Annotated in this window: 23 protein-coding genes, 2 pseudogenes and 1 riboswitch; of the genes and pseudogenes, 20 read left to right on the forward strand and 5 right to left on the reverse strand. The window is 34.5% G+C overall.

Features of this window, described 5'->3' with window-relative positions:
• Nucleotides 1-20: 20 nt before the first annotated feature.
• From BLQ56_RS07800 to BLQ56_RS07815, 4 genes are all read right to left on the reverse strand, one after another.
• Complete coding sequence (locus BLQ56_RS07800) at nucleotides 21-335, reverse strand: DMT family transporter (RefSeq protein ID WP_090851943.1); 315 nt, start codon at nucleotides 333-335, stop codon at nucleotides 21-23.
• A complete protein-coding gene (locus BLQ56_RS07805; RefSeq protein ID WP_090851946.1) occupies nucleotides 335-676 on the reverse strand; it encodes a DMT family transporter in 342 nt (113 codons plus the stop codon). The genes BLQ56_RS07800 and BLQ56_RS07805 overlap by 1 nt, the downstream gene beginning before the upstream one ends.
• A 68-nt stretch (nucleotides 677-744) precedes the next feature.
• Nucleotides 745-842, reverse strand: a riboswitch (guanidine-I (ykkC/yxkD leader).
• A 129-nt stretch (nucleotides 843-971) separates the two neighbouring features.
• Nucleotides 972-1457, reverse strand: a complete 486-nt coding sequence (locus BLQ56_RS07810; RefSeq protein ID WP_090851948.1) for a GNAT family N-acetyltransferase — start codon at nucleotides 1455-1457, stop codon at nucleotides 972-974.
• Between the two features lie 37 nt (nucleotides 1458-1494).
• Nucleotides 1495-1899 carry a GNAT family N-acetyltransferase gene (locus BLQ56_RS07815; protein WP_090851951.1) on the reverse strand — a complete coding sequence of 135 codons (405 nt, stop codon included), beginning with the start codon at nucleotides 1897-1899 and terminating at the stop codon, nucleotides 1495-1497.
• A 162-nt stretch (nucleotides 1900-2061) separates the two neighbouring features.
• On the opposite strand from BLQ56_RS07815, the gene BLQ56_RS07820 reads away from it, so the two are divergent.
• From BLQ56_RS07820 to BLQ56_RS24200, 16 genes are all read left to right on the forward strand, one after another.
• Entirely contained in the window at nucleotides 2062-3099 is a 1038-nt protein-coding gene (locus BLQ56_RS07820; protein ID WP_090851954.1) for a LacI family DNA-binding transcriptional regulator, read from the forward strand.
• Nucleotides 3100-3276: 177 nt separating this feature from the next.
• On the forward strand, nucleotides 3277-6420 hold the full coding sequence (gene lacZ, locus BLQ56_RS07825; protein WP_090851957.1) for a beta-galactosidase, LacZ type: 3144 nt from the start codon (nucleotides 3277-3279) through the stop codon (nucleotides 6418-6420).
• Nucleotides 6421-6960: 540 nt separating this feature from the next.
• A complete protein-coding gene (locus tag BLQ56_RS07830; RefSeq protein WP_386756487.1) occupies nucleotides 6961-7830 on the forward strand; it encodes an ABC transporter permease in 870 nt (289 codons plus the stop codon).
• A 17-nt stretch (nucleotides 7831-7847) separates the two neighbouring features.
• Nucleotides 7848-8750 (forward strand): carbohydrate ABC transporter permease, encoded by a 903-nt coding sequence (locus BLQ56_RS07835; protein ID WP_090851963.1) that lies wholly within the window; start codon nucleotides 7848-7850, stop codon nucleotides 8748-8750.
• 68 nt (nucleotides 8751-8818) lie between these two features.
• Nucleotides 8819-10393 carry an ABC transporter substrate-binding protein gene (locus BLQ56_RS07840; RefSeq protein ID WP_175490226.1) on the forward strand — a complete coding sequence of 525 codons (1575 nt, stop codon included), beginning with the start codon at nucleotides 8819-8821 and terminating at the stop codon, nucleotides 10391-10393.
• A gap of 102 nt (nucleotides 10394-10495) precedes the next feature.
• Nucleotides 10496-12865: a glycoside hydrolase family 2 TIM barrel-domain containing protein gene (locus BLQ56_RS07845; protein ID WP_090851966.1), complete on the forward strand. Its 2370-nt coding sequence runs from the start codon at nucleotides 10496-10498 to the stop codon at nucleotides 12863-12865.
• Nucleotides 12866-12943: 78 nt separating this feature from the next.
• Nucleotides 12944-13936 carry a glycoside hydrolase family 43 protein gene (locus BLQ56_RS07850; protein ID WP_238457214.1) on the forward strand — a complete coding sequence of 331 codons (993 nt, stop codon included), beginning with the start codon at nucleotides 12944-12946 and terminating at the stop codon, nucleotides 13934-13936.
• A 1295-nt stretch (nucleotides 13937-15231) separates the two neighbouring features.
• Nucleotides 15232-15639 carry a DUF3888 domain-containing protein gene (locus BLQ56_RS07855; RefSeq protein WP_090851971.1) on the forward strand — a complete coding sequence of 136 codons (408 nt, stop codon included), beginning with the start codon at nucleotides 15232-15234 and terminating at the stop codon, nucleotides 15637-15639.
• 284 nt (nucleotides 15640-15923) lie between these two features.
• Nucleotides 15924-16358, forward strand: coding sequence for an NUDIX hydrolase (locus tag BLQ56_RS07860; RefSeq protein WP_090851974.1), 435 nt, complete (start codon nucleotides 15924-15926; stop codon nucleotides 16356-16358).
• Between the two features lie 121 nt (nucleotides 16359-16479).
• Nucleotides 16480-17109 carry a histidine phosphatase family protein gene (locus BLQ56_RS07865; protein ID WP_090851977.1) on the forward strand — a complete coding sequence of 210 codons (630 nt, stop codon included), beginning with the start codon at nucleotides 16480-16482 and terminating at the stop codon, nucleotides 17107-17109.
• Nucleotides 17110-17190: 81 nt separating this feature from the next.
• Nucleotides 17191-17550: a VOC family protein gene (locus BLQ56_RS07870; RefSeq protein WP_090851980.1), complete on the forward strand. Its 360-nt coding sequence runs from the start codon at nucleotides 17191-17193 to the stop codon at nucleotides 17548-17550.
• Between the two features lie 74 nt (nucleotides 17551-17624).
• Nucleotides 17625-17984: a hypothetical protein gene (locus BLQ56_RS07875; protein ID WP_090851982.1), complete on the forward strand. Its 360-nt coding sequence runs from the start codon at nucleotides 17625-17627 to the stop codon at nucleotides 17982-17984.
• A gap of 143 nt (nucleotides 17985-18127) precedes the next feature.
• Entirely contained in the window at nucleotides 18128-18655 is a 528-nt protein-coding gene (satA, locus tag BLQ56_RS07880) for a streptothricin N-acetyltransferase SatA (protein WP_090852923.1), read from the forward strand.
• Nucleotides 18656-18781: 126 nt separating this feature from the next.
• Nucleotides 18782-19324: a hypothetical protein gene (locus tag BLQ56_RS07885; protein ID WP_090851985.1), complete on the forward strand. Its 543-nt coding sequence runs from the start codon at nucleotides 18782-18784 to the stop codon at nucleotides 19322-19324.
• Nucleotides 19324-19608: a hypothetical protein gene (locus BLQ56_RS24195; RefSeq protein WP_338011843.1), complete on the forward strand. Its 285-nt coding sequence runs from the start codon at nucleotides 19324-19326 to the stop codon at nucleotides 19606-19608. The genes BLQ56_RS07885 and BLQ56_RS24195 overlap by 1 nt, the downstream gene beginning before the upstream one ends.
• Nucleotides 19557-19790 (forward strand): GNAT family N-acetyltransferase, encoded by a 234-nt coding sequence (locus BLQ56_RS24200; RefSeq protein WP_338011844.1) that lies wholly within the window; start codon nucleotides 19557-19559, stop codon nucleotides 19788-19790. Before BLQ56_RS24195 ends, BLQ56_RS24200 begins: the two co-directional genes overlap by 52 nt.
• Nucleotides 19791-20072: 282 nt before the next feature.
• Here BLQ56_RS24200 and BLQ56_RS07895 read toward each other — a convergent pair whose 3' ends face one another.
• Entirely contained in the window at nucleotides 20073-20327 is a 255-nt protein-coding gene (locus BLQ56_RS07895; RefSeq protein WP_090851987.1) for a hypothetical protein, read from the reverse strand.
• Between the two features lie 224 nt (nucleotides 20328-20551).
• On the opposite strand from BLQ56_RS07895, the gene BLQ56_RS07900 reads away from it, so the two are divergent.
• The 4 genes and pseudogenes from BLQ56_RS07900 (at nucleotide 20552) to BLQ56_RS07915 (ending at nucleotide 24829) form a co-directional block, all read left to right on the forward strand.
• On the forward strand, nucleotides 20552-21313 hold the full coding sequence (locus tag BLQ56_RS07900; protein ID WP_090851990.1) for a DUF2087 domain-containing protein: 762 nt from the start codon (nucleotides 20552-20554) through the stop codon (nucleotides 21311-21313).
• Between the two features lie 109 nt (nucleotides 21314-21422).
• Nucleotides 21423-23052, forward strand: a pseudogene (locus tag BLQ56_RS07905) (putative polysaccharide biosynthesis protein).
• A 210-nt stretch (nucleotides 23053-23262) separates the two neighbouring features.
• Nucleotides 23263-23870 (forward strand): annotated as a pseudogene (locus BLQ56_RS07910) (transglutaminase-like domain-containing protein).
• 188 nt (nucleotides 23871-24058) lie between these two features.
• Nucleotides 24059-24829 carry an acetamidase/formamidase family protein gene (locus BLQ56_RS07915; protein ID WP_338011848.1) on the forward strand — a complete coding sequence of 257 codons (771 nt, stop codon included), beginning with the start codon at nucleotides 24059-24061 and terminating at the stop codon, nucleotides 24827-24829.
• Nucleotides 24830-24844: the final 15 nt, after the last annotated feature.

The following is a 24844-nucleotide window of genomic DNA, read 5'->3' on the forward strand; positions in this document are numbered from 1 at the left end:
TGGTTTTTCCTTTTTCATATTTATGAAACCAGTTTCAGCCCTACTGCAGCACTTAATACCATTGTGATAAAAACCAACCTTTTCCAATCCTTTGATTCTCCATATAAAAGCATTCCTAGTATTGCTCCACCAGACGCACCAATTCCCGTCCATATTGCATATGCCGTCCCCATAGGGAGGGTTTTCATTGCATAAGATAGACATATGAAGCTTGCTCCGAATCCAAAAAATAAGAGAATAAGGGACTTCCTATTCCGGTCCTTATGAAGTTTATTGATCATAGTAACACCAAACATTTCAAATATTCCTGCTAAGATTAGAGAAAACCAATCCATTACGAATCAGCCCCTTCCTGAACCTGATCCTTTGTTACTAATTTCAAGCCTACAACTCCTATAAGCAACAGCAAAATCAAAAGGATCTTACTCAATTTGAATGGTTCACCAAAAAATATGATTTCTGAAACAACAGTACCAGCAGTACCCAATCCCACAAACACTGCATATACAGTTCCTACGGGAAGTTTTTTTGTTGCCATAATCATTAAATAGAAGCTGATAACGATAGATATAACGGTTCCAACCCAAGAAAACAAGTCATCTGCGTGTTTCAAACCAATCACCCAACACACTTCAAATAGAGCCGCAATAAATACCTTCATCCAATTCGCGTTCATTTAATTACCACCTTCAACTTTATACGTACGAAAAATATAAAAAAGCCTTTGAGCAACTGTTAACAGTAACCTCCCAGGCTTTTATCCTTCCGTGGCACAGTAAATCTGTGAGTTTTCTCTCGGACCAGACCAACAATAAAATTACGGAACCCTAGAAAACATTTTATTCAATCTAATTAAATTATACACAAAACTATAACAAACTAATCCAGCATTTTAAAATAAAAACATGAACTGTAGTTGAATCACAATGATATGTGTTTGTTCTGCTTATTAAATGATGAGACTGGGCCTTTTAAACTTTCAATACCATTCTTACTGTCTTTAAAATGTGTCCATCAAAATCATCATCAAATTCCGATAACACTTTGAAGCCTTTTGCTTTATAGAATGTTGTTCCGATTTCATTGTCTTTCTCCACGTTTATAAATATTTCTTTGACACCATCTAAGTAATTAATTCCTTCTTTCAATAAAGATGTCCCTAATCCTTTTCCTTGATATTCTGGATTTAAATAAATAGCAGCGAGTTCAACTTTTCCATCTTCTTTTATAGGAGAGTAGTTTGCAAACCCAACTATTTGGCCATCAACTTCTGCAACAAATATGATTGATTGATTTATCCGTTTCTGCAGCATTTCATCGTTATAAGCATATTTTAAGAAATTTTCCTGGATCTCAAATGGAATAATTCCATCGTAAGTGAAATTCCAACTCGTCTTGGCAACTTGTTGCACTTGCTTAATATCTTCCTTTATCATTCTGCGAATAACAAATTCCATATTTCCTCGACCCTTCTACTTTTTATTTAAACCTAAGCTATCTTTTTCGAGAAATTCTAAATCCATTCTCAACCTTCTCGAAACCAATTTTAGGATAGTAGTCCATTGCAGTAGGGGAAGAAAGCAGTAATAATGCAACTTCTTCTCCAATATGTTGTTGAACTAATCTTACCAGTTCTTTCCCAATACCTTTGTGTTGGTACTCGTTATTCACAGCTAAATCGGATAAATAGCAACTATAACTATAATCAGTTAATCCTCTAGCAACGCCAATTAATTGGTCATGATCCCAAGCTGTAATTAGGATATTAGAATTTTCAATCATACTTTGTAATCGATCTAAATCATTACTCGGTCTTTTAATACCAGATGCTATGAAGACGTGCGAAAGTTCTTCAGCGTTCACTTTTTTATTTATTTCGTAAGTTAAATTAGTAGTCATTCCAAATAACCCCCTTATATAATTCTAATAAAATTCTAACATATGGAAATGTAATGTAGTACGTTTAAAGCAAATGTATTGACTAAAAGTTAGTATCGTTTTAAAATTAAATGAAACCGATTTCAATAATGTGGAAATGATTTAATAAATTGGAGGGAAACGATGAAAAAAGGAAATATAACCATATATGACATTGCTAAAGAAGCTAATGTATCACCAGCAACAGTTTCCCGAGTATTAACAGGAAATGCAAAAGTACGTCCACAGACAATGCGTAAAATAATGGATGTTATAGAGAAATATAATTTCAAACCTAACAGTCTAGCAAGAAGTTTATTACATAAGCAATCGAAAACAATTGGATTTATCCTACCTGACATAAGTCATCCTTTCTTTTCAACATTGTTTCAAAAAAGTGAAGCATATGCAATGGAATTGGGATATACAGTGTTTCTTGGAAATACGATGAATAACTCTGAAAATGAATCAAAATACTTACAAAGTTTAGTCGAAAAACAAGTTGATGGAATTATTTATATTGGTGGAAGAATTAATGATACCGATACAGATAAAGAATATGCTGAAGAAATTAAGAAAGTCATGGAAAGAATTCCTATTGTTTTTGTAAATGGTCGAATGACAGGGGTAGATGCTCATGTGGTTAGGGCAGATGAAGAATCAGGAATTGATAAGCTTGTTGAATTGTTAATCAATCTAAATCATTTGAAGATTGGGTTTCTTGGTGGATTGGATGGAATAAGTTCTACTGACGTAAAAAAGAACTCTTTTATTAACGCTATGAAAACCAGAGGATTAAGTATTAATAAAGACTGGGTTATAGGTACTGGCTTTAATATTGAATCTGGTGAAGAGGTTGCTACACAATTACTCAATTTAAATGAAAGGCCTACAGCCTTACTATGTGCGAACGATTTAGTGGCAATTGGGGTAATAAAGGTTCTTACTAAATTTGGATTAAAGGTTCCAGAGGAGGTTTCAGTTGTTGGGTTTGATGATATTTATTTGGCAAAGCATTTTCCACCAGGTATAACTACGGTAAGTCAGAACTACGATCAGTTAGGTCAAACAGCAATTAAAGTATTAGTAGATTTGATTAATGAAAAAGAAGCGGAGAAAGAAATCGTCGTTCCTACTTCACTTATTTTGAGAGATTCTTGTAAATTATTATCAGATTCGTAATTATTGTTTGACATCTTTTCGGAGTAGAAGTAGGATGGTATTGAAATGGGTTTCATTATCTGAATAAAAGGAATATAAACAATCTTCGGTAATAAACTTTATTGAGATTCCTTTTTTATCAATAAAAATGTAATCGGTTTCATTGTAATGTGATTATAAGAAAGCGAGGTATACTTTATGCTAAAGCAACTTACTAAATTTAAGTACAGTCCGCCAAAGAATGGCTACCCTGAATGGAATAACAACCCTGAGATTTTTCAATTAAATCGATTAGATGCTCATGCAACATTAATGCCTTATAAGACTGTTGAAGAAGCATTAAAAGGTGATCGAACCCTATCTGACTTCTATCAATCTTTAAATGGAAAATGGAAGTTTGCATTCTATGAAAATCCTGATATGAGAAATAGAGAATTTTTTAAACAAGATTATGATTTCAGTGAATGGGATGAGATAAAAGTACCTTCCCACTGGCAACTGCAAGGATATGATTATCCACAATATACGAACGTCAGGTACCCTTGGGAAGGAAACGAGGATATAAAGCCACCGTTTGCACCGGTTAACTATAATCCTGTCGGTCAGTACATACGAACATTTACTGTTTCAGATGATTGGTTAGAGCAACCGGTTTATATCAACTTTCAAGGTGTAGAATCAGCTTTTTATCTGTGGGTGAATGGTTATATTGTCGGATATAGTGAGGATACCTTTACACCAGCAGAATTTGATTTAACACCTTATTTAAAGGCCGGAGAAAATAAAGTAGTGGTAGAAGTATATAGGTGGTGTGATGCAAGCTGGTTAGAGGATCAAGATTTTTGGAGAATGAGCGGAATTTTCCGTGATGTGTATTTGTATTCAACTCCTCAAATTCATATTAATGATTTCTTTGTGAATACTGAGCTTGATCATGAATACAGAGATGCTGAACTAAAAATCGAAGCCAAAATCAAAAATGTATTTGAACAAGCGGGAAATGGTTATATGGTTGAAGCGATTCTATATGATCATTCCAATCAACCGGTCTTAGAGAATCCACTAGAGCTGAAGGTTGAAATGAATAATCAATTAAATTGCTCAGTTAATACTTCAACTTATGTGAAGAATCCTCATAAATGGAGTGCGGAGAATCCATACCTCTATACACTTGTTTTAACATTGAAGGATGAGGACGGAGTGATTATAGAAACAGAAAGTTGTAAAGTAGGATTCCGGAAGTTTGAAATAAAAGACGGCATTATGAAAATAAATGGAAAGCGTATTGTCTTTAAAGGTGTGAACCGTCATGAATTCTCATCAGATAAAGGGCGAGCAGTTAGTTACGAGGATATGGTTAATGATATTAAGTTAATGAAGTTACATAATATCAATTCTGTCCGTACCTCTCACTATCCAAATCATCCTTTATGGTACGAATTATGTGATCAATATGGTTTGTATGTTATTGATGAAACAAATCTTGAAACACATGGGACTTGGAAATATGGGCAAAAAGGTGAAGGGGATGCAGTGCCAGGAAGCAAGTTTGAATGGCAGGAAAACGTTCTTGATCGATGTAATTCAATGTTTCAAAGAGATAAAAATCACCCTTCGATTGTCATCTGGTCACTTGGAAATGAATCGTTTGGTGGAGATAATTTTATCAAAATGCATGATTTCCTAAGAGAGAAAGATCCTTCCCGTATCGTACATTATGAAGGTATTTTCCATTACCGTAAATCTGAAGCGGCTTCAGATATTGAAAGCACCATGTATATAAGTCCTGAGGGTGTAGAGAAATATGCACAGTATGCTGAAAGAACAGAGAATCCGAAGCCGTACATTTTATGTGAATATAGTCATGCAATGGGGAATTCCTGTGGAAACCTATACAAGTATACGGATTTATTTGATAAATACCCTATTATTCAAGGTGGATTTATTTGGGACTGGAAGGATCAAGCGTTGGAAACTGTGACGGACGATGGGTTACCGTATTTAGCTTATGGCGGTGATTTTGGAGAGAGCCCTCATGATGGCAACTTTTCTGGAAATGGCTTAATCTTTGCTGACGGAACGATTACACCAAAGATTATTGAGGTGAAAAAGTGTTATCAGAATGTACGTTTTACGGTAAATAACCTTAAAGAGGGGCTTATTGATGTAATAAATAATTACTTATTTACTAATCTACAAGAGTTCGAGTTAGGTTGGGAGTTAGCTGAAAATGGTGTGCAAATTCAAGTGGGTACGCTTGATATTGATGTAGAACCAGGGATTGCCAAAACCATTAAACTAGAATACTCTCTCCCTGAAGATTTCGAACAGGAGGGTGAATACATTTTAACTGTTAGCCTACAATTGAAAAACAACACTTTATGGGCTCAGAAGGGGCATGAAGTTGCGTTTGGACAGTTTGTGATGCCTACTGTAATAACCAGATCAGAATCTAGAGCTGTCACATCATTAGAGACAAATGTATCGGAAGATCCATCCTATGTGAGTATTAATGGAACTGACTTTGAAGTGGTTTTTAATAAAAATAACGGAACGTTGGATTCGTATCGATTCAATGGTGTCTCTCTATTAAAGGATGAATTAGGTCTTAATTTCTGGCGAGCGATGACCGATAATGACCGTGGTAATAAATTGCATGAACGCAGCTCTGTTTGGAGAGATGCGTGGATGAACAAAGTCCTAACTTCCTTTTTAGTTGATGTGAAAAACAAATCAACAACTGTGATCACATCCGAATACAGTCTGAAATCTACTATGTCTTCCTGCCAAATGATCTATACGATTACAGGAGATGGGGAGATAAAAGTTGATTATATGTTACAACCAGGTGAGGGACTTCCTGAAATCCCTGAGATTGGTATGATGGCATTATTGGAGGATTCATTTGATACAATCACATGGTACGGAAAAGGTCCATATGAGAACTATTGGGATAAAGAGAAAGGTGCAAAAATTGGAATCTATACTGGGAAAGTAAAGGATCAATATGTTCCGTACTTAAAACCACAGGAATGCGGGAATAAAACAGGTGTAAGATGGGCTGTGTTATCCAATCAAGAAGGAATTGGAATGAAATTATCAGGGAGCCCGATAATTGAGGTAAATGCTTTACCATATACTCCAATTGAGCTTGAAGAACATGATCATGGATATAAATTACCAACGAGTGATAAAACTGTAGTGCGTATAAATTATAAACAAATGGGTGTTGGGGGAGACGATAGCTGGGGACAAAGGACACATCCTGAATACACGCTATATGCGAATCGAAGCTACTCCTATTCATTTAAACTTAAAGGGATTCATGTAAGGGATTTATAAACTCTATTACCTTATTTTCATAATCTAGTATTTCTTCCCTTGGTTATCCCTTTAGCCAGGGGATGTTTTTTATTATAAATGAAACCGATTTCACATAATGAGTGAAGTATAGGAAGCAACTCCGGAATCACTATCAGAAAATTTAAAGAAGTAAAAATAATTATATTTACTTTTAAATACACAAGGAATATAATGGAAACATAAGTAACCGCTTACATCAAGAGCAAACAATAGAATAGTAGGCTTTATAAAAGATGTGTAGAACTCTAATTGAGTATTTTGAAACCCGTTTCAAGAAAAGGAGGCACTATAAGAGAATGTGTGGAATTTCTACATTTTAAAAATGAAACCCGTTTCATTTATCGGTGATTTTGTCGGGATATGGCGAATTAATCTGTTTCTGTAATTTGCTTCAAAAGATCAGTAGTCTAAAGGGGGATTGAAATGAAAACAGTGATTGTGCAATCACAGACGCCCATTGTAGAAAAACATAAATTATCTTTGTTTAAAAAAATCTGGAAAAACCGAACCCTACTTCTTATGTGTATGCCTGCCATCATTTTCTTTGCTATTTTTGCTTATTTACCAATGCCGGGGCTTTATCTTGCATTTGTCAATTATGACTATTCGTTAGGAATCTTCAATAGTGCCTTCGTTGGATTTGAGAATTTTCGTTTTTTAGTCATGACCGGTGACCTATGGAAGTTAACCTTTAATACAATTGCTTATAATCTAGCTTTCATCATTTTAGGAAATTTCCTACAAATAGGTGTAGCGATTATGCTTAATGAACTGACAAGTAAATGGTTTAAAAAGGTTTCACAAACCATTATGTTTTTACCACATTTTATTTCTGCCGTTCTAGTTGGACTTTTAGCTTATAACATACTTAGTTACGATTATGGTGTACTTAATTCGTTTTTGAAAATGGTTGGTTTAGACCCTGTACAGACCTATTCAAATCCGTCAATTTGGCCATATATAATTGTCATTACTTTTCTATGGCAATCTACAGGCTATGGTTCAATCGTTTATTTTGCGGCTATTATGGGTCTTGATAAATCGATTATAGAAGCTGCTGAAATTGACGGAGCAAATGCCTTTCAACGGATCAGATATATCATTATTCCATGGCTCAAACCTACATTTATCATCTTATTATTGTTCTCGCTAGGAGGAGTATTACGCGGTAACTTTGGTCTATTTTATAACTTAGTTGGGGCTAATAATACGATGCTTTATCCAACGACAGATATTATTGAAACTTACGTATTCCGGACATTGATGACGAATTTTAACTTCTCTTTAGGAAGCGCTGTAAGCTTGTATCAATCTATTTTCGGATTCTTCATTGTCATTACTGCAAACTGGATTGTTAAAAAGGTTTCACCAGAAAATTCGTTGTTTTAAGGAGGGAAGAGAATTTTATGGAAAACACTGTTAGACGAAATATTGATTTTTCTACAATTGTCGTTCGTATGATTGGTTACGGTTTTATTGGCTTTTTTGCTCTATGCTGCCTTTTACCCTTTGTATTAATCGTGTCGTCTTCCTTCACATCTGAGAGTGCAATTATGGAACATGGCTTTTCTTTATGGCCAAAGGAGTTTTCGACATTTGCTTACGAGATTGTTTTTCAGAATCCAAGACTAGTCATTGGATCTTATGTCGTAACAATGGGTATTACAGTGGTTGGAACTGCGATCGGCTTATTTATTGTAGCGATGACTGGTTATGCCTTACAACGTCAGGACTTTTTGTTTCGTAATAAAATCTCATTCTATATTTACTTTACAACCCTTTTCTCAGGTGGACTTGTCCCGTTCTATCTCCTAGTAACGCAGTACCTACATCTTAAAGATAACTACCTTGCTGTACTCCTACCAGGATTGCTTAGTCCTTTTCTTATCATCATGATGAAAGCCTTTACGAAATCTATACCTGTAGAAATTACTGAATCTGCGAAAATGGATGGTGCGGGTGATTTCACTATATTTTTAAGATTAATTCTACCTATGTCAACACCCGCTTTGGCGACAATAGGACTTTTTATTGCTCTAGGGTATTGGAATGAATGGTATAATTCGATGCTTTTTCTATCACCTAACATGGAATATAGACCACTACAGTTATTTCTCTATAATGTAATCACAAGTGCTGATTTCATAAGGAATTCAGCCGCTGCTTCCAATGTACCGCCACAGGATATCCCATTAGAAACGATGAAAATGGCAACAGCCGTAGTTGCTACTGGACCGGTTATTCTATTTTATCCGTTTGTGCAACGGTACTTTATTAAAGGGATTACGATTGGGGCTGTTAAAGGGTAAAAAGAATATGCTTTGAGGATAATCCTCATGTCATAGAAAGTAAGATTAAAAACAAAGGGGAGGAAAATATGTTGAAGATCAAAAAAGTCTTAATCCTGTTTATGGTCATGTTGTTGGCTTTTAGCCTTGTTGCGTGCAATGGATCAAGCAAGACAAGTAAAGAAGAGCCGAAAACAAAGGTAGACGAAAATGGAGAGATTGATACTTCAGAATTTGTGACAGTAACCTATATGATGCTTGGGGATAAACCAACTAATGGACAATTAGAAAAAGTAATGGAACAAGTAAATGCCAAATTAAAAGACAAAGTGAATGCGCACCTTGAGTTGAAATGGATTGAATGGGCTGACTATATGACAAAATATAATTTAACTTTAGCTTCTGGTGAGCCAGTAGATCTAATTATTACTGCTACTGACTGGTTAGACGCATGGGGGAATGCACAAAAGGGAGCTTTCAAGGATATTACTGAACTTTTACCAACCTATGCACCACAAACATGGGCTGAGGTATCTGATGAAAGCTGGGAACAAACTAAGTACAATGACAAGATTGTTATGATTCCTGAGGACTCTTTTACTCAGTGGGTTAATCACGGTTTCTTCTATCGGACAGACTGGGCAAAGGAATTTGGAATTAATGAGCCGATTGAAGATTTTGAGACATTAGGAGAGTACTTCCAAGGTATTGTTGATAATAAACCTGGTGTTATTCCTTGGGATACACCTGGAACAAACGTTACATCAGCATGGGGGTATACAACTTCTTATTCAGATCAAATTGAACTTCCAATTGCTACAGGAGTATTCCCTATTTACTGGGCTAAATCTTTTGAGGATCCGTATACAATTACTAGTCCTGTGTTCGATGATCTTTTTATAGATTATGCGAAGCTTATGAAGGACTGGGCAGATAAAGGGTATTGGCGTACTGATGTATTGAATTATAAAGGAGACACTCGTGCCTTATTCCAAGCTGGTAAAACTGGTGCAGATCAGCATCACTCAGAAACATTTTCAGGGCTACGTCCACAAATGGATTTGAAACAACCAGGTTCAGAGATTGATATTTTTGCATGGGCTGATACTCGTGATAACTTAATTTCTATGTCAATTACGCATGGTGCAACAGCTGTAGGTGCTCATAGTAAAAATCCAGAGCGTGCCCTTATGGTCTATGATTTAATACGTAATGATGAGGAAATCTATAAATTATTTAACTATGGTATTGAAGGTGTACAATACGAGATTGTTGATGGTAAACGTGTTCGTCCGGAAGGATATGATGAAACAAAAGATGCATTCTCTTCTAACTTCTGGGGAGGACGTGTAGATAAATTTGAGATTCCAAGCGCTGATAAGTGGGAAGGAATGACTGAAATTTATGCAGAGTACGATAAAATTAAAAAACCATTCCCATATGGAAGATTTGTATTTGATAGTACACCAGTAGATGCTGAAATTGCAGCCTTATCACAAGTGACATCACAAATGGTACCTGCGATTGCCTTTGGTAAAGCGGGTGATCCGGAAAAAGCGGTTAAGGATTTCCGTAAGAGACTAGAGGCAGCAGGTTATGAGAAGGTACTAAAGGAACTTCAAAAACAGATCGATGATTATAAAAAGCTTGTAGAAGGAAACTAAGAGTAATTTAGGTATAGTGGGGCTATCATGCATGATTGATAGCCCTCTATCTATAAATAAGTCTAGTGTAAAGTTTTATGATTATGATAAGGGGTGTTGAATATGGTAAATGTACTAAATCAAGGATGGGATTTGTCTGTAAAGAGTAGAAAGTTTAACTTTGATTGGAAGTTCTTAAAAGAAGATCGTTCTGATGCATTTAAAATTGATACTGATGATTCAGACTGGAGAATACTAGATTTGCCTCATGATTGGAGTATTGAGGGCCCCTTTAAGGAGGAATATGCAAGTTCAACCGGATATTTACCTGGGGGAGTTGGTTGGTATCGTAAGAGCTTTTTGATACCAGACCATGTAAAAGGAAAAAAAGTATCCATTCAATTTGATGGAGTTTATAAAAACAGTGAAGTATGGATCAATGAACAATTCCTTGGGAAAAGGCCTTATGGCTATAGTTCTTTTAATTATGATATAACCCCATATTTGAATTTCGACAGTAGAGAAAATGTAATTGCTGTAAAAGTAGATCACTCTGATTTTGCTGATTCCCGCTGGTATCCGGGATCTGGTATTTATCGAAATGTATTTATCAATATAACTGATAAAGTACATATCAAGCCATATGGCATCTTTGTTACAACTCCAACCATTTCATCATCAGAAGCAGAAATCCATATCCAAACTATTATAAGAAATGATCATAATCATAAAGCTGAAATCCAAATCGAACATCAAGTTAGGGATGCTACCGGTAAAGAGATAATTTCTACTTTATCTGAGCAAGTTATCCAAGGTAAAGATGAAAAGGAATTCTCGAATTCTATCATTCTAAATCAGCCAATTCTTTGGTCAACGGAGACTCCCTATTTATATAAAGTTGAAACAAGGGTAATAAAGGAAGGTGAAGTGATTGATACAGAGATTACAACACTTGGTATTAGATCGTTCCATTTCGATGTGAACTCAGGATTTTATCTTAATGGAGAAAATCTCAAGATGAAAGGTGTATGTATCCATCATGATGCAGGTTGTCTTGGGGCAGCAGTACCTGATAAAGTCTGGCATAGACGATTACAGCTCTTAAAACAAGCTGGTGTTAATGCGATTAGAATGAGTCACAATCCACCTTCACCAGAGTTGTTAGATATGTGTGATTCTTATGGCTTTTTAGTCCAAGATGAGGCTTTTGATGAATGGGAGTATCCTAAGAACAAGTGGGTAGAAGGCTGGAATAAAGGAGAACCCTCTTTAGATGGCTATGCTTCAGACTTTACTGAGTGGGCTGAAATTGATTTGAGAGATATGATCTTAAGAGATCGAAACCATCCTTCTATTGTCTTTTGGAGCATTGGGAATGAAATTGATTATCCAAATGATCCTTATTCACACCCTATACTCGGAGAACGCTACAAAGCAGATAAACCAGAAGCAAAGGGAATGGGTGAGATTGCAAAGAGGCTAGTAAAGGTTGTAAAACAATATGATCCAACAAGGCCTGTTACCGCTGCTCTAGCAAGTGTTATCATGTCAAACGAAACAGAATTTCCAGATGCATTGGACGTTGTTGGGTATAACTATCAAGAATTTCTTTATCATGAAGACCATGAAAAATATCCAAATCGAGTGATTTACGGAAGTGAAAATGGAAGGAATCATAATGTTTGGTTGGCAGTAGAAAATAATGATTTTATATCAGGACAATTTATCTGGACTGGGATTGACTATTTAGGGGAAGCGCGTGGTTGGCCACTTCGTCATGCAACCCCTGGAATGCTAGATCTTGCAGGGTTTAAGAAGCCTTTGTATTACTTCAAACAAAGTCAATGGTCTGACACTGATATGGTTCACATAGGCTTGACATCGATAAAGGAAGATAATCACGACGAAGTTAACTGGGATCATGAGGTTTTCTGCAGGTGGAATGGAAATGAAGGCGAAACAGAAAGGGTAGCGTGTTGTACAAATTGCCCTGAAGTAGACTTACTATTAAATGGAGAATCGGTTGGAGTTAAAAAACAAGAAGACTACCCAGGTGGAACAATTTATTGGGATATTCCATACTCTAACGGTACATTAAAAGCAGTCGGAAAAAGAAACGGAAACATTACTTGTACACATGAATTAAAGACAGCCGGTGAGCCAACAAAATTACACTTACTTGTGGATACGAAATCTCTTAAAGCTGACAGACAGGATGTTGCACATGTAGAAGTAAATATTCTTGACCAAGACAATAACTTAGTCTATGAAGCTGATAATGAAATATATTGTACAATCGACGGACCTGGGGAGATTATTGGGCTGGAATGCAGTAACCCAGAAAGTCACCAGGATTACAAAGCAAAGAGTAGAAAAGCTTATCATGGCAAATTATTAATCTATGTAAAAGCCACTGATCAACCGGGTACTATTACATTAAAGACAACTTCTGGGCACTTGGAAAGTTCGTTTGTTGAAATAGAGGTTAAGTAAGTTTGTTCAGAATGATAAATCCCCGGGTTCATGCTAATTGAAGGAACCCGGGGCACAAGAAAGACAGGAGATGATTTAATGCCATATAATAGTGCCTCTGATGCTTCTAAACCTAGAAAGGGACACCGACTTAAAGATATTCCTGCACATGACCCTTTTGTCCTGACACATGAAGAAACAAATACTTATTATTTATATACAACTGGAATTCCAGAATTAACAGATTTAGAGAGAAATGGAGTACTCACTTATAAAAGTAAGGATTTACTTGAGTGGGAAGGTCCTTATGTAGTTTTTGAGATTCCTGATGGAACGTGGGCAAATCCAACGCATGGTACATGGGCACCAGAGGTCCATCAGTATAATGGGAACTATTACTTATTCGTTACTCTTCATAATAGAGACGCAATCCTCGCTGAACCACCAGATGTTTGGAAAACCAATCACCTCCGTGGTACTAGTATTGCATGTTCTCATTCTCCCGAAGGCCCGTTTGAGTTGTTAAAAAAGGATGGACCTGTGCCACCTAGAGACTTCATGACTCTAGATGGAACACTGTATGTGGATGAGGATAGAAAGCCATGGATGGTATATTGCCATGAGTGGATACAGGTAATAGATGGTACATTTGAGGCGATTCCATTAAAGGACGATTTGTCTGATGCTAATGGAGAACCCCTACATCTTTTTAAAGCTTCAGATGCCCCATGGATCAATGCTGAACGGAAGCCTGATGTGAAGCATTCCGTTTATGTATCAGATGGATGTCAATTATATCGTACAAAAGGCGGTCACCTTGTTATGCTATGGTCAAGCTATAACAATGAAGGATATGTCCAAACGATGGCTCGATCTAAATCGGGAAAGTTGGAGGGACCTTGGGAACAGCTGGACCCATTAGTTGATGGGGATAGTGGACATGGCATGCTGTTTCGGACATTTGAAGGTGCTTGGATGCTTATTCTTCATCATCCATTTAGTACCCCAGAATCCCGAGCGAAGATATATGAAGTAGAGGAAACGGAGGATAGCTTTAAGATTATTAAACATAGAGTTGATTTAGATGGTTAGAAGGAATTGGGGCAAGAGGGAAGAGTACCTTGTGCCCCTTTTTTACTTTTTTCCAAAAGAGTAATCGGTTATAGTTAAAAACCGTTTAGATACCCGCTAAGGAATAATATCAATGTTTGGTGCTTGTGTTTTTATTAGAGGCCTCCTATTGAACAAAAGCCTTCCTCTGAGCATGTGTTTTGTCTAATAGAGGCCTTCTATTGAACAAAAGCATTACTTGGAGCATGTGTTTTGTCTAATAGAAATCCTTCTATCGAACAAAAGTATTCCTTGGACCGTGTTTTTTATCTATTAAAAGACTCCTATTTAATAAACGATCTTTTTATGAGTTTAAACGTAGTGCTACTTCATTATCAAAAGCGAGAGCCTTTCATTCTAAGCGAGCGTTAAATATTAAACTAGGAAAGCATTTTTCGACGGCCGGTACTATACCCAACCCAATAATTTCTCTGTTAGAGAGAACTAAAGAATCTCAAAAATATGTTGGTTGAGTCAATCACTAGTGTTATAAAGCTTACGGATAATAGATTTGATTAGAATTTTTGTTGACAAAAAATGCCAACTACTATATCTTGTGACTAGCAGTGAAATTTCAACTTTTTTTTGCAACTGGTACTAATTTATTTAATAATGATAGTAAATAACAAAATGAAAACAAAGAGCTGATATGAATTGAATAGAAAATCTATACAAACATACAGTTTAATAGTTCTATCCAGTCTTGGTCTTACTATTTTTTTTATTCATTGCTTTGCGCCCTACAGAAACTGAGTATAACGCATGGCTTTATAATGAAAAAAGTATCGAATGTCTAGAATCTTATTTAAAGTGTGTTGATAACCAAGGAAAAACGCTCTATTTTAAGGAGCAATCAATTAAAGATGGTTTTCTCCTATTCTCACTAAATCACACAATCTATGCTTATGAAGACGAAAAAGTAGCTTTTGATAGTAAATCAATCGGTATTCTAAAGAGATTTATAGTGATTAACAATTAATTAGCTATCCAGATTATATTGTTTTGTTCATTTTGGAACATTAATAAGAGTCAATGATAAAAAAGAACAGTTTTTCCTTGTGATTAATTGGTGCATTTTTTAGCATAGCCTTACTGTTAAGCTTAATTATTGAAAGGTCGTTTCTTAAATGAAATCGATCTTTTTTGTTTTCGGGGGGTTAACGTGACATTAAAGGTATTTGAAATGAAATTATTTAGCTATCTGAGCACTTAAGCTTAATAAAGAAACATATTATGAGCAGAATAAATGGAATAACAAACCTTAGAGGTGAAACTTGATGACAATTCGTTACATCCTATTAGTAGGATTATTATTCTTTTTATCTTTTCCTACGCAGATTGTAAAAGCAGAAACCATTTCAAATGTGGACGGAATGTATGTTACGACAGAGGATATTATTTTTGAAATTATTTTTCCAACTATTGATCAAAGAGTTACCAAAGAGTACGGGAAAGAAACTTTTGTTAGCTGGCAATGGAAAAGGATTGTTGGTATCACTTACAATGATAATCATTCCTATGATGTTGTTGTAAGAATTGAAGTCCCTGTAGAAAATGGTGATTATAGTGAAGATTTGGTAACAGTAAGAATATCTCCTTCCTGTGATAGCGATAAGATTAACAAATTGAAATGTAATCATGAATTCAAAGTTGATATTTTGGATTATGAACATGTTTCTCCATGAAATCATAAAATCTTTTATAAGTAAAGTTAACTTAAGTTTAATTGAGAGTTGCTGCAGCAACTCTTTTTAGACATTTTTTGAAAACATTAGAACGGAAAATTTTATACCATTATCCGAATTAAGGTTAACGAGAGAAGTACCCCTTTATGTTCCTGACTTACCACATAGTACTTTTAAAAATTTGTCAGTTTGTTTTAGATTGAAATTGAGAAATTATGGTAAACTTATCTTAGGTCTTAAAACTAAAAATGATGGTGATTAAAGGAATGTAAGGAGGCTTTTACATGTTTTGTATTAATGTTGAAGGAGCCGTTTATAAAGAAGATAAATGGTTGATTATTGGACGGAGTTTAAAAGAAGAGCACGCTGGAGGGTTGCTTTCCCTTGTAGGAGGGACAGTTGAAAATGAAGGGAATTCAAAAAATATATTAGAAAGAACATTACGAAGAGAATTATTTGAGGAAGTTGGAGTGAAAATAAAAGAAAAAATTGATTATGTAAGAAATACCTCATTTTCATTAGAAAATGGTAATGAAGTTGTTGATATTGTTTTCCTTTGTGAGTTTGAAGATGGTGCCCCTTTTGTTAAAAGTCCTGATGAAGTAGATGCTGTATATTGGATGACTACAGATGAAATAACTAGGCATCCTAAGAGTCCCATTTGGTTAATTGATAGTATTAAGGAAGCTGAGGAACTCCTCAAATTAAAAACTTTTTAATCAAAAGGGTGAATCTCTACGCTGGAGAAGTGTTTACTGAGAAGTCATTCATCTTATATTTGCAGAACATTAGAATAAGCAAAACATTCGAAACACTAGATTAGAAAAAGGTGGTGTCTTTTTGCTAACTTTATATATTACGAGACATGGTGAGACTGTATGGAATACGCAAAAAAGATTGCAAGGTTGGAGCGATTCGGAATTAACTGAGAATGGAATAAATAACGCAATAGCCTTAGGAAATAGGGTTCAAGAGGTGGAATTTGACGCAATCTATACAAGCCCAAGTCAAAGAACTGTATCAACTGCTAACTTAATAATAGGAGAAAGAGAGATTCCTATAATAATTGATCATAACTTAAAAGAAATTAATATGGGAGATTGGGAAGGACAAACTTCGTCTGATATTGAGGAGAACTATTCAAAGGAATTTTATTCTTTCTGGAATACTCCACATCTATATCATTCAATAAACGGAGAAAGTTTTGATGAACTTAGACATAGAGTATTGAACAGTATTATTTCTATCCAAGAGAAATATAGTACTGGAAATATCTTAATCGTGACTCATGCTGTTGTTATTAAGACATTAATGGCATTCTTTAAAGATTATCCGTTAGAGAAATTATGGGAACCCCCTTTTATTCATGATACAAGTCTAACAATCGTCGAAATAAATGGTAATGACAAACACATTGTAGTTGAGGGTGACTTGTCTCATCGAAATAAGGAGATCCAGAAAGAGAAGTGACCATAATGAAAAAAATCGGAAATAAGTCTGCAATCGTACAGTGATGTAGTAAAAGTTATAATTTGATCCGGGGGAAAAACAATGTGGAAAAAAATCGAATGTCTTGCAATTTATACGGATGATATCGATAAGTCAGTGTTATTCTATCAATCACTTGGTTTAACAAAGGCATGGGAAACCTATCAAGATGAGGGAAAAGAATGGAGTCTTGTTGGAATGAGATTTCCCGATGGCAATTCAGAGTTAGTATTAAAAAACAATCCAAATTTAAATTTTGCTGAAATTGAAATTGTTGTTGAAAATGTTAGGGAGTTTTATGAAAGATTAAAAACTAATCCTGAGGTAGAGTGGATTCGCTCTCCGTTTCCTAATTCTTTAGGAGGACATGTTGCAGTAATGAAAGCTCCGGATGGTAATGTTTTTGTTTTAGTGGGGAACTAATTTTTACATTTATCCAATAACTTGGGATTCTTTAAGAACGAGGAATCTCTTACTGTACTAAAGGGGGTGCTTTAATGAGATATAGACACTTTTTAATAGCTATAATTTTAATAGCAATTTTAGCATCATGTTCAAGAACGGAAATACCCGCTGAATTCAAAGATTTACGGCCTACTGAAAGTAATAAATTTTACATAATTGGATTTCAAAGTGATCAAAGTGAAATGGAATTAATTAATAGCAATTTAGAGTTGTTTGTTGAAGATGAGAGAGTAGTAGGTGTTACTATGTTTTATAAAGTGGATGAGAAGTCTAATTCAATTTTAGAAAAATATAAAATTAATAATTCTAGTGGATTTATAGTATTAAAGAATGAAGGAAATCCATTTTACATTTCAAGTTATAGTGAGTTTGAGGATAATTTAGACCAGTAAGTTTTTTGGATGTCTGGGTTTGGATAGAGACTTAATCTTATCATTCTACAAGAACAAGTTATCCATTAGTTATCATATTTAAAAAATAAAATACAATCTAAGTGGGTTATTTTTAATCCAAGTTAAATTAGAAGGTGATTGATATAATTGTTAAAATGACACGATTTAATATGAAGGATTACAATAAACCAAACGAATCTTTCGTTGTTTCAGGAAGAATTATTCCTACATTAGAAAACAATGCATGGAAGTATACAGAGGAGCAATTTTCTAAACCTTATTTCAAGAAATACGATGATGATGAAATTGATGTCAGTTATATTGAAGAAGGCGGAAAAGTGGTTTTTTTGTATTATGTTGAAAACAACTGCATTGGTCGGATTAAGATTCGGAGTAATTGGAATGGATATGCACGAATAGACGACATCGCTGTTGCAATAGATCATAGAAAAAATGGTGTTGGAACTGCATTATTGAATAAAGCTATTGATTGGGCTAAGGAGAATAACTCTAGTGGTCTTATGCTTGAAACACAAGATATCAATGTGTCAGCTTGTCGTTTTTATGCAAAAAATCACTTTGTAATAGGTGGAGTCGTTACTATGCTTTATTCTAATTTTTCAACTGTAAATGAAATTGCTGTTTTTTGGTATTGTAAATTTAAGTCGTAATACTATCTTAATGAACTAATAGGAACGATATTCATAAAGGCGATCAATTCGCAATGCTTACTAGAATGTTATATTGAGCTTTTTTACACCTAGTTAATAGAATTAGAATAAACTGGGGGTAATATGATGATTAGTTACGAGAAGAGAACTATATTTTTGACGGGAGCCATTATAATTGCTATTGGGGGTATTATAAGCTTCTTTTTTCTACCAATGACAGTCCAAAATATGATGCTTCATACGACAAATACTTTTTTCATCCAAACACCATCTGCAGTAATTAAATTATATCTTGCTGCGCTCGCGTGTCTTACTGTTGCATTTTTACTCGTATTCTTTTTTTGGAAAAAAGGGATTATTCCAAGTATCCTGTTAACAGTTGGGGCTATTGTTATGTTTGTATTTGCATTTAATCATTTTCAGTTAATGTCTGAGGAAGGGATTACTTGGAGTGATTTATCATCATTGGAAAAACAGTCATATGCTTGGAGTGAAATAAAAGAAATTCAGTCAGTTCCTAAAACGGAAGGTAAGGGTTATAACATAGTCATTACATTTAAAGACGGAAACGATGTTACGTTTACCAGAGATGCTGTCTTTAATTCGAAGTATTATAAGTTTCAAGAGAAACTGACTGAATATAACCTTTCATTTGTTGGTAAAGATTAATGACAATTCGATCTGCTACTACTTCTGATGCACCAGTAATTCATGCGTTAATGATTAAGGCATTTACGGAATATAAAAATGAGATACCACCATCAAGTGCTTTAGAAGAAACTGTTCAGTCTGTTTCAGATGATTTACAAAATGGGGAAAAAGCATTAATTGCCTTTGAAGGAAATAATCCAATAGGCATAGTCAGATACCGAATACTAGATGAGGGATTATTTTTTATCGGTTGTCAGTTATTCCTGAAAAACAAGGACAAGGTATTGCAAAAAAGATATTAAATTTCTTAGAGAATTATGCAAAAAAAGCTAATGTAACTAAAATGATATGTAAAGTCCGTATGACGGTTGCAAAGAATATCAAACTATATAGTTCAATAGGATATTATGTTTATGATGAAGAGGTTGTACACAAACCCAACGGTTTACACATTAAAGTTGTTTCCATGCAGAAAAAACTTTAGTTCTTAAAAAAAAGAATCGTATTTTTATGATTAAAGTAATGAAAGTCAGAGATATCATTATTTTCATTGCTTATATTTTAAATTATCTTGGTGATGTTTTTCTGGTTGGGATTTGATTAATTAGTCCAAGACTATAGGGAGTATATTTCTTGTGGATACTTTGTATTATACTAAGTATTTAAAGTGATCAAGAAACGATGACATATAATTAATTCTTAAACTCTATTATTAGACAAATAAGGAAAGCAATATGAAGAAAAGATTCATATTGCTTTTTTCTATTTATGTTTTATAAAGCTTCATTTTAATAAAGCTAAAGGAATTTTTAACAAATTCTTTTAAATGAATTTGTCCTTTAACAAGCTCATATTCGCTCTCAAATTGATCTCTCTCACAAACGTATTGTTCCCCGTTCTTATCAGTGATTAGATAATCTCCTGGTAGTCCTTTCATTGTCCCATTAGACGTCTCAATTGTAATCGATCTTTTAAGTTTAATAGCTTCAACAACAATGGGCTTTTTTCTATACTTAGGCAAAGGTACACACCTCCCTTTTTCTATTCTATAGTAGCCTATGCAACAAAGGGCGAACGTGTATAGGCGATAGTTGTCTTAGTATCTTTTTAATTGGTTTAATGGTGTGATTGTCCAATAGAAATAAGCAATTTTTTAGCTAATAAACACTTCTTTTTATTGATTTTTAGTAAACGAAAAACTATAATGTTTACATAAATATAAACAAAACAAGGAAGTGTTTATAATTGTCTAATGACGAACGTTTTTGGAATGCAACAGTTGAAGAACTCTCAAATGGGTACATTCAATCAGATGATGAATATGTATGTCTACTATGTAGCGAGTCGTTTGTAGATGGAATTATCTATCCGATGGATGGAACCTTGTACGAAGCAAAAAAAGCAGTTGCAATACATATAAAAGAAGCACATGAATCAGTTTTTGACTTTTTACTTAATATGGATAAAAGATACACTGGATTATCAGATCACCAAAAGGAATTACTTCATTTCTTTAATAATGGATTAAGTGACAAAGAAATTGTTAAGGAGTTAAATGGGGGTAGCCCATCTACTGTTAGAAATCATCGATTTAAGCTTAAAGAAAAAGAGAAACAAGCTAAAGTTTTTCTTGCTGTGATGAACCTTTTGAATAAAAAGGGAGATAAACAAACTGAAGATCATTTTGTTAAATTTCATAAGGGGGCGAAGATGGTGGACGAACGTTATGCAACGACAGAAGAAGAGAAGCGAAAGGTTTTATTAACGTATTTTAAGCAAGGTGAAGATGGAAAATTAGATACTTTTCCTAGTAAGGAAAAAAGAAAGCTGATTGTATTACAAAATATTGTAAAACGTTTTGATCATAGTAAAAAATACTCTGAAAAAGAGGTAAACGAAATATTAAAGACTATATACAGTGATTTTGCAACAATTAGAAGATATCTTATTGAGTATGGATTCATGGAACGAAGTAAGGATTGTGCGGAATACTGGTTAAAAAATTAAAAGGTATTCTTATACTTAATGGATAAATATGTTAATATTGATTGATAATCAATGAAATTTAATAAATAGAGTAGCTAACTTAGCTTTTTTTGATTTATGAGGTGTTTTAGTGGAAAGTAAATTATTGAGAGGGACATTCTTTTTAACGTCAGCGAGTCTACTATCTAAGGTTTTGAGCTTCATTTATATTATTCCATTCACGGCGCTTGTCGGAACACAGGGATATGTTTTGTATAAATACGCATATGGTCCATATACGATTCTATAAAGTATCTCAACGATAGGTCTTCCACTTGCCGTTTCCAAGTTTGTTTCGAAATATAATGAACTTGGTAACTATAGAGTGGGTTTGACTCTATTAAGATACGGAATGTATTTGATGCTATTAAGTGGAATCGTTTCATTTGTTGCTATGTATTTATCAGCACCATTCTTAGCAGAACTAGTGATAGATTCTGATGATCAAACAGGTAATTCTATAGAGGATGTTGAGTTTGTCATTCGTCTTGTTAGCTTTGCTTTTGTTAGTTGTTCCAGTTATGAGTATATTCAGGGGATATTTCCAAGGAAGCCAATCTATGGGACCTTCGGCTTTAAGTACAGTGATTGAGCAGGTAGTTAGAATTGTCTTTATCTTGGTTGGTGCATATGTTGCCATTCATTTATTTAACAGTTCTCTTACGAATGCAGTAGGGGTTGCAACCTTTGGTGCCTTTATAGGTGGAATAGCTGGATTTATTGTTTTATTATTCGTTTTCTTTAAGCGTAGAGTATTAATAAAGGAACAGAGAGATAGTAGTCCACATAACGAAAACTTAAGAGTTTTATCAATGTTTAAGGAACTAATTGGATATGCAATTCCTTTTGTTATTACAGGGCTTGCAATCCCTATACACCAGAACATTGATACCTATACGATTAATAGGTTATTTCAGTCTATTGGCTACAAGAAGGTAGAAGCAGAGACCATTAATTCGGTAATTGGATTAGCACAAATTCTCGTAATGGTACCAGTGTCATTGGCTACGGCATTTGGTATGTCTTTAATACCAGGTTTAACTTCCGCTTTTACTAATAATAGAATGCTAGATGTAAAAAGTAAGATAACTCAAACCATGCAAATTCTTGTGCTTTTTACTCTTCCGGCTGCAATGGGCTTATGTATTCTTGGAGACCCCATTTATATGATGGTGTTTGGGTTGAAAAACAGTCCTGAGTTAGGTGGAGGTATTTTGCAATGGTACTCTTTAGCTGCAATTTTATTTGCTTTGTTTACAGTAACAGCTGCTATTATGCAAGGAATTAACGAACAAAAGAAATTAATGATAGGAATCATAGCCGGGGTCATTTTGAAGCTAGTTTTAAACCCTATACTAATTCCAAGTTTAAAGGAATTAGGTCCAATATTAGCTACCTACTCTGGTTTTATCGTTTCAATTATATATAACATATACATCATTAGGAATACCATTCAATACAAGTTTTTGCCCTTAATTCATACATTAAAGGAAGTATTCTTATTAGTCGTGGCAATGTCAATGACTGTTTGGTGTGTTAAATTTTTAACTGAGCTTTGGTTACCAGTATCACTAGGCTTATATTCTCGAGCCTTATTAACTTCAATAGTCTCCATTTTTGCTGGTTTATTAGTTTATATAGGGATAGGGTCTAGACTAACTCTAGTGAAAAAATTATCATTGATAACCCAAATTAATAAAAAGTCAAAAGGACAAAATTGATGGTTATTAACTTAAATCTAGAGTAGAGGACACTATAATGGGTGTTGGAATGTTTAAATATTGGAAAATCAGGAGGGAAGTGCAGTCTCTTTCATATTGAACTATTGATGGCGATTCCTGAAGAAAAACAGGATCGCTATTGCTTTATTGAAGTTATGTAAAATAATGATAAAGTCGATTTTAATTTTCATCATTAGGGGGTAGTATTTTATGAAATTAATATGTGAGTCAGATAAATTAGAAGATTATTTACTTGAACTAGAAGAAGTTAATTATTCGAATCCAATAATAAACGAAAAGAGTAAAGAGCTTTTCAACTCCACACAAACAGAAGTTGAAAAAGCCAAAGTAGCCTTCGAATTTGTACGTGATAAAATATCTCATTCTTGGGATATTCAAGGGAACTTGTGACTTGCAATGCTTCAGATGTTTTAAGTTATAAAGAAGGTATATGCTATGCAAAATCAAATCTATTAGCAGCCCTATTACGCTCTCAACAAATTCCAACAGGCTTCTGTTATCAGCGATTGATGTTGTTTGATACACCAGAAAAAGGATACTCACTTCACGCTTTAAATGCTGTTTATTTAAAATCGCTTAATAAATGGATACGACTAGATGCACGTGGTAATAAAGCTGGTGTTGAAGCTCAATTTTCGTTAGATAAAGAAAAATTAGCTTTTACAGTTAACGAAACATTGGATGAAAAGGACTATCCTGTTATTTATGTTAACCCAAACCCCAAAACAATAAAGGTGTTAAAAGAGCATAGTGATGTATTAGAAATGTATAAACATAAATTGCCTGAAAGGATTTAGATCAAACCATTTAAAAAGGAGTTTCTATGACTACACACTATATAAAACCAGAAAAAAAGACACTTCATGGCTCTTTTTCCAAGAGCTACAAACCAATATTATCAATAAAATCTGGAGATTCTGTTCGTTACTCTACTCTTGACGCATTATAGGGATTAGAACCTTTTAATTCGTCAGGGAATCGAAGTATTTTTGAAACTAAAGGATTAAAAGAAAATAGTGGTCACGCCCTTTGTGGACCAATAGAGATTAACGGTGCTAAGCCTGGAATGGTTCTTATGATAAAAATGAATGAAATTCGTCCAGCTAGTTGGGGTTGGAGTTTTGCAGGTGGGACAAATACACTTAAAAAACGACTAGGGTTAGAAGAAAAGGATACATACCACTTAAATTGGGAGTTAGATACAAAAAATATGATAGGAGTAAGTCAATATAATCATAAAGTTGCTTTATCTCCATTTATGGGAACTATGGGGATGCCTCCAAATGAGCGAGGTATTCATTCTACTATCCCTCCAAGATTTTGTGGTGGAAACATCGATTGTAAAGAGTTAGTGGAAGGAAGTATCTTATATCTCCCAATTCCTGTCTCTGGTGGATTGTTTTCTGTTGGAGATGGACATGCATTACAAGGTGATGGTGAAGTTAGCACTCAAGCTATTGAATGCCCAATGAATGTTGTAGATTTAACGTTTACACTTATAGATGATCTGAACATATCAATGCCTCGTGCAAATACACCTACAGGTTGGATTACTTTTGGCTTTCATGAAGACCTTGATGAAGCTTGTTTAATTGCACTTGAAGGAATGCTTGACCTTATGCAAGAACTATACGGATTTAGCCGAAAAGAAGCTTATACTCTATCTAGTTTAATAGTAAATATGAGGGTTACTCAAATTGTTAATGGTACCAAAGGCGTACACGCAATATTGCCTCATGATTCGTTTATAAACTAAAGAGAAAAGCACAAA

Source organism: Litchfieldia salsa, from assembly GCF_900104555.1.
GTDB classification, from domain to species: domain Bacteria; phylum Bacillota; class Bacilli; order Bacillales; family Bacillaceae_L; genus Litchfieldia; species Litchfieldia salsa.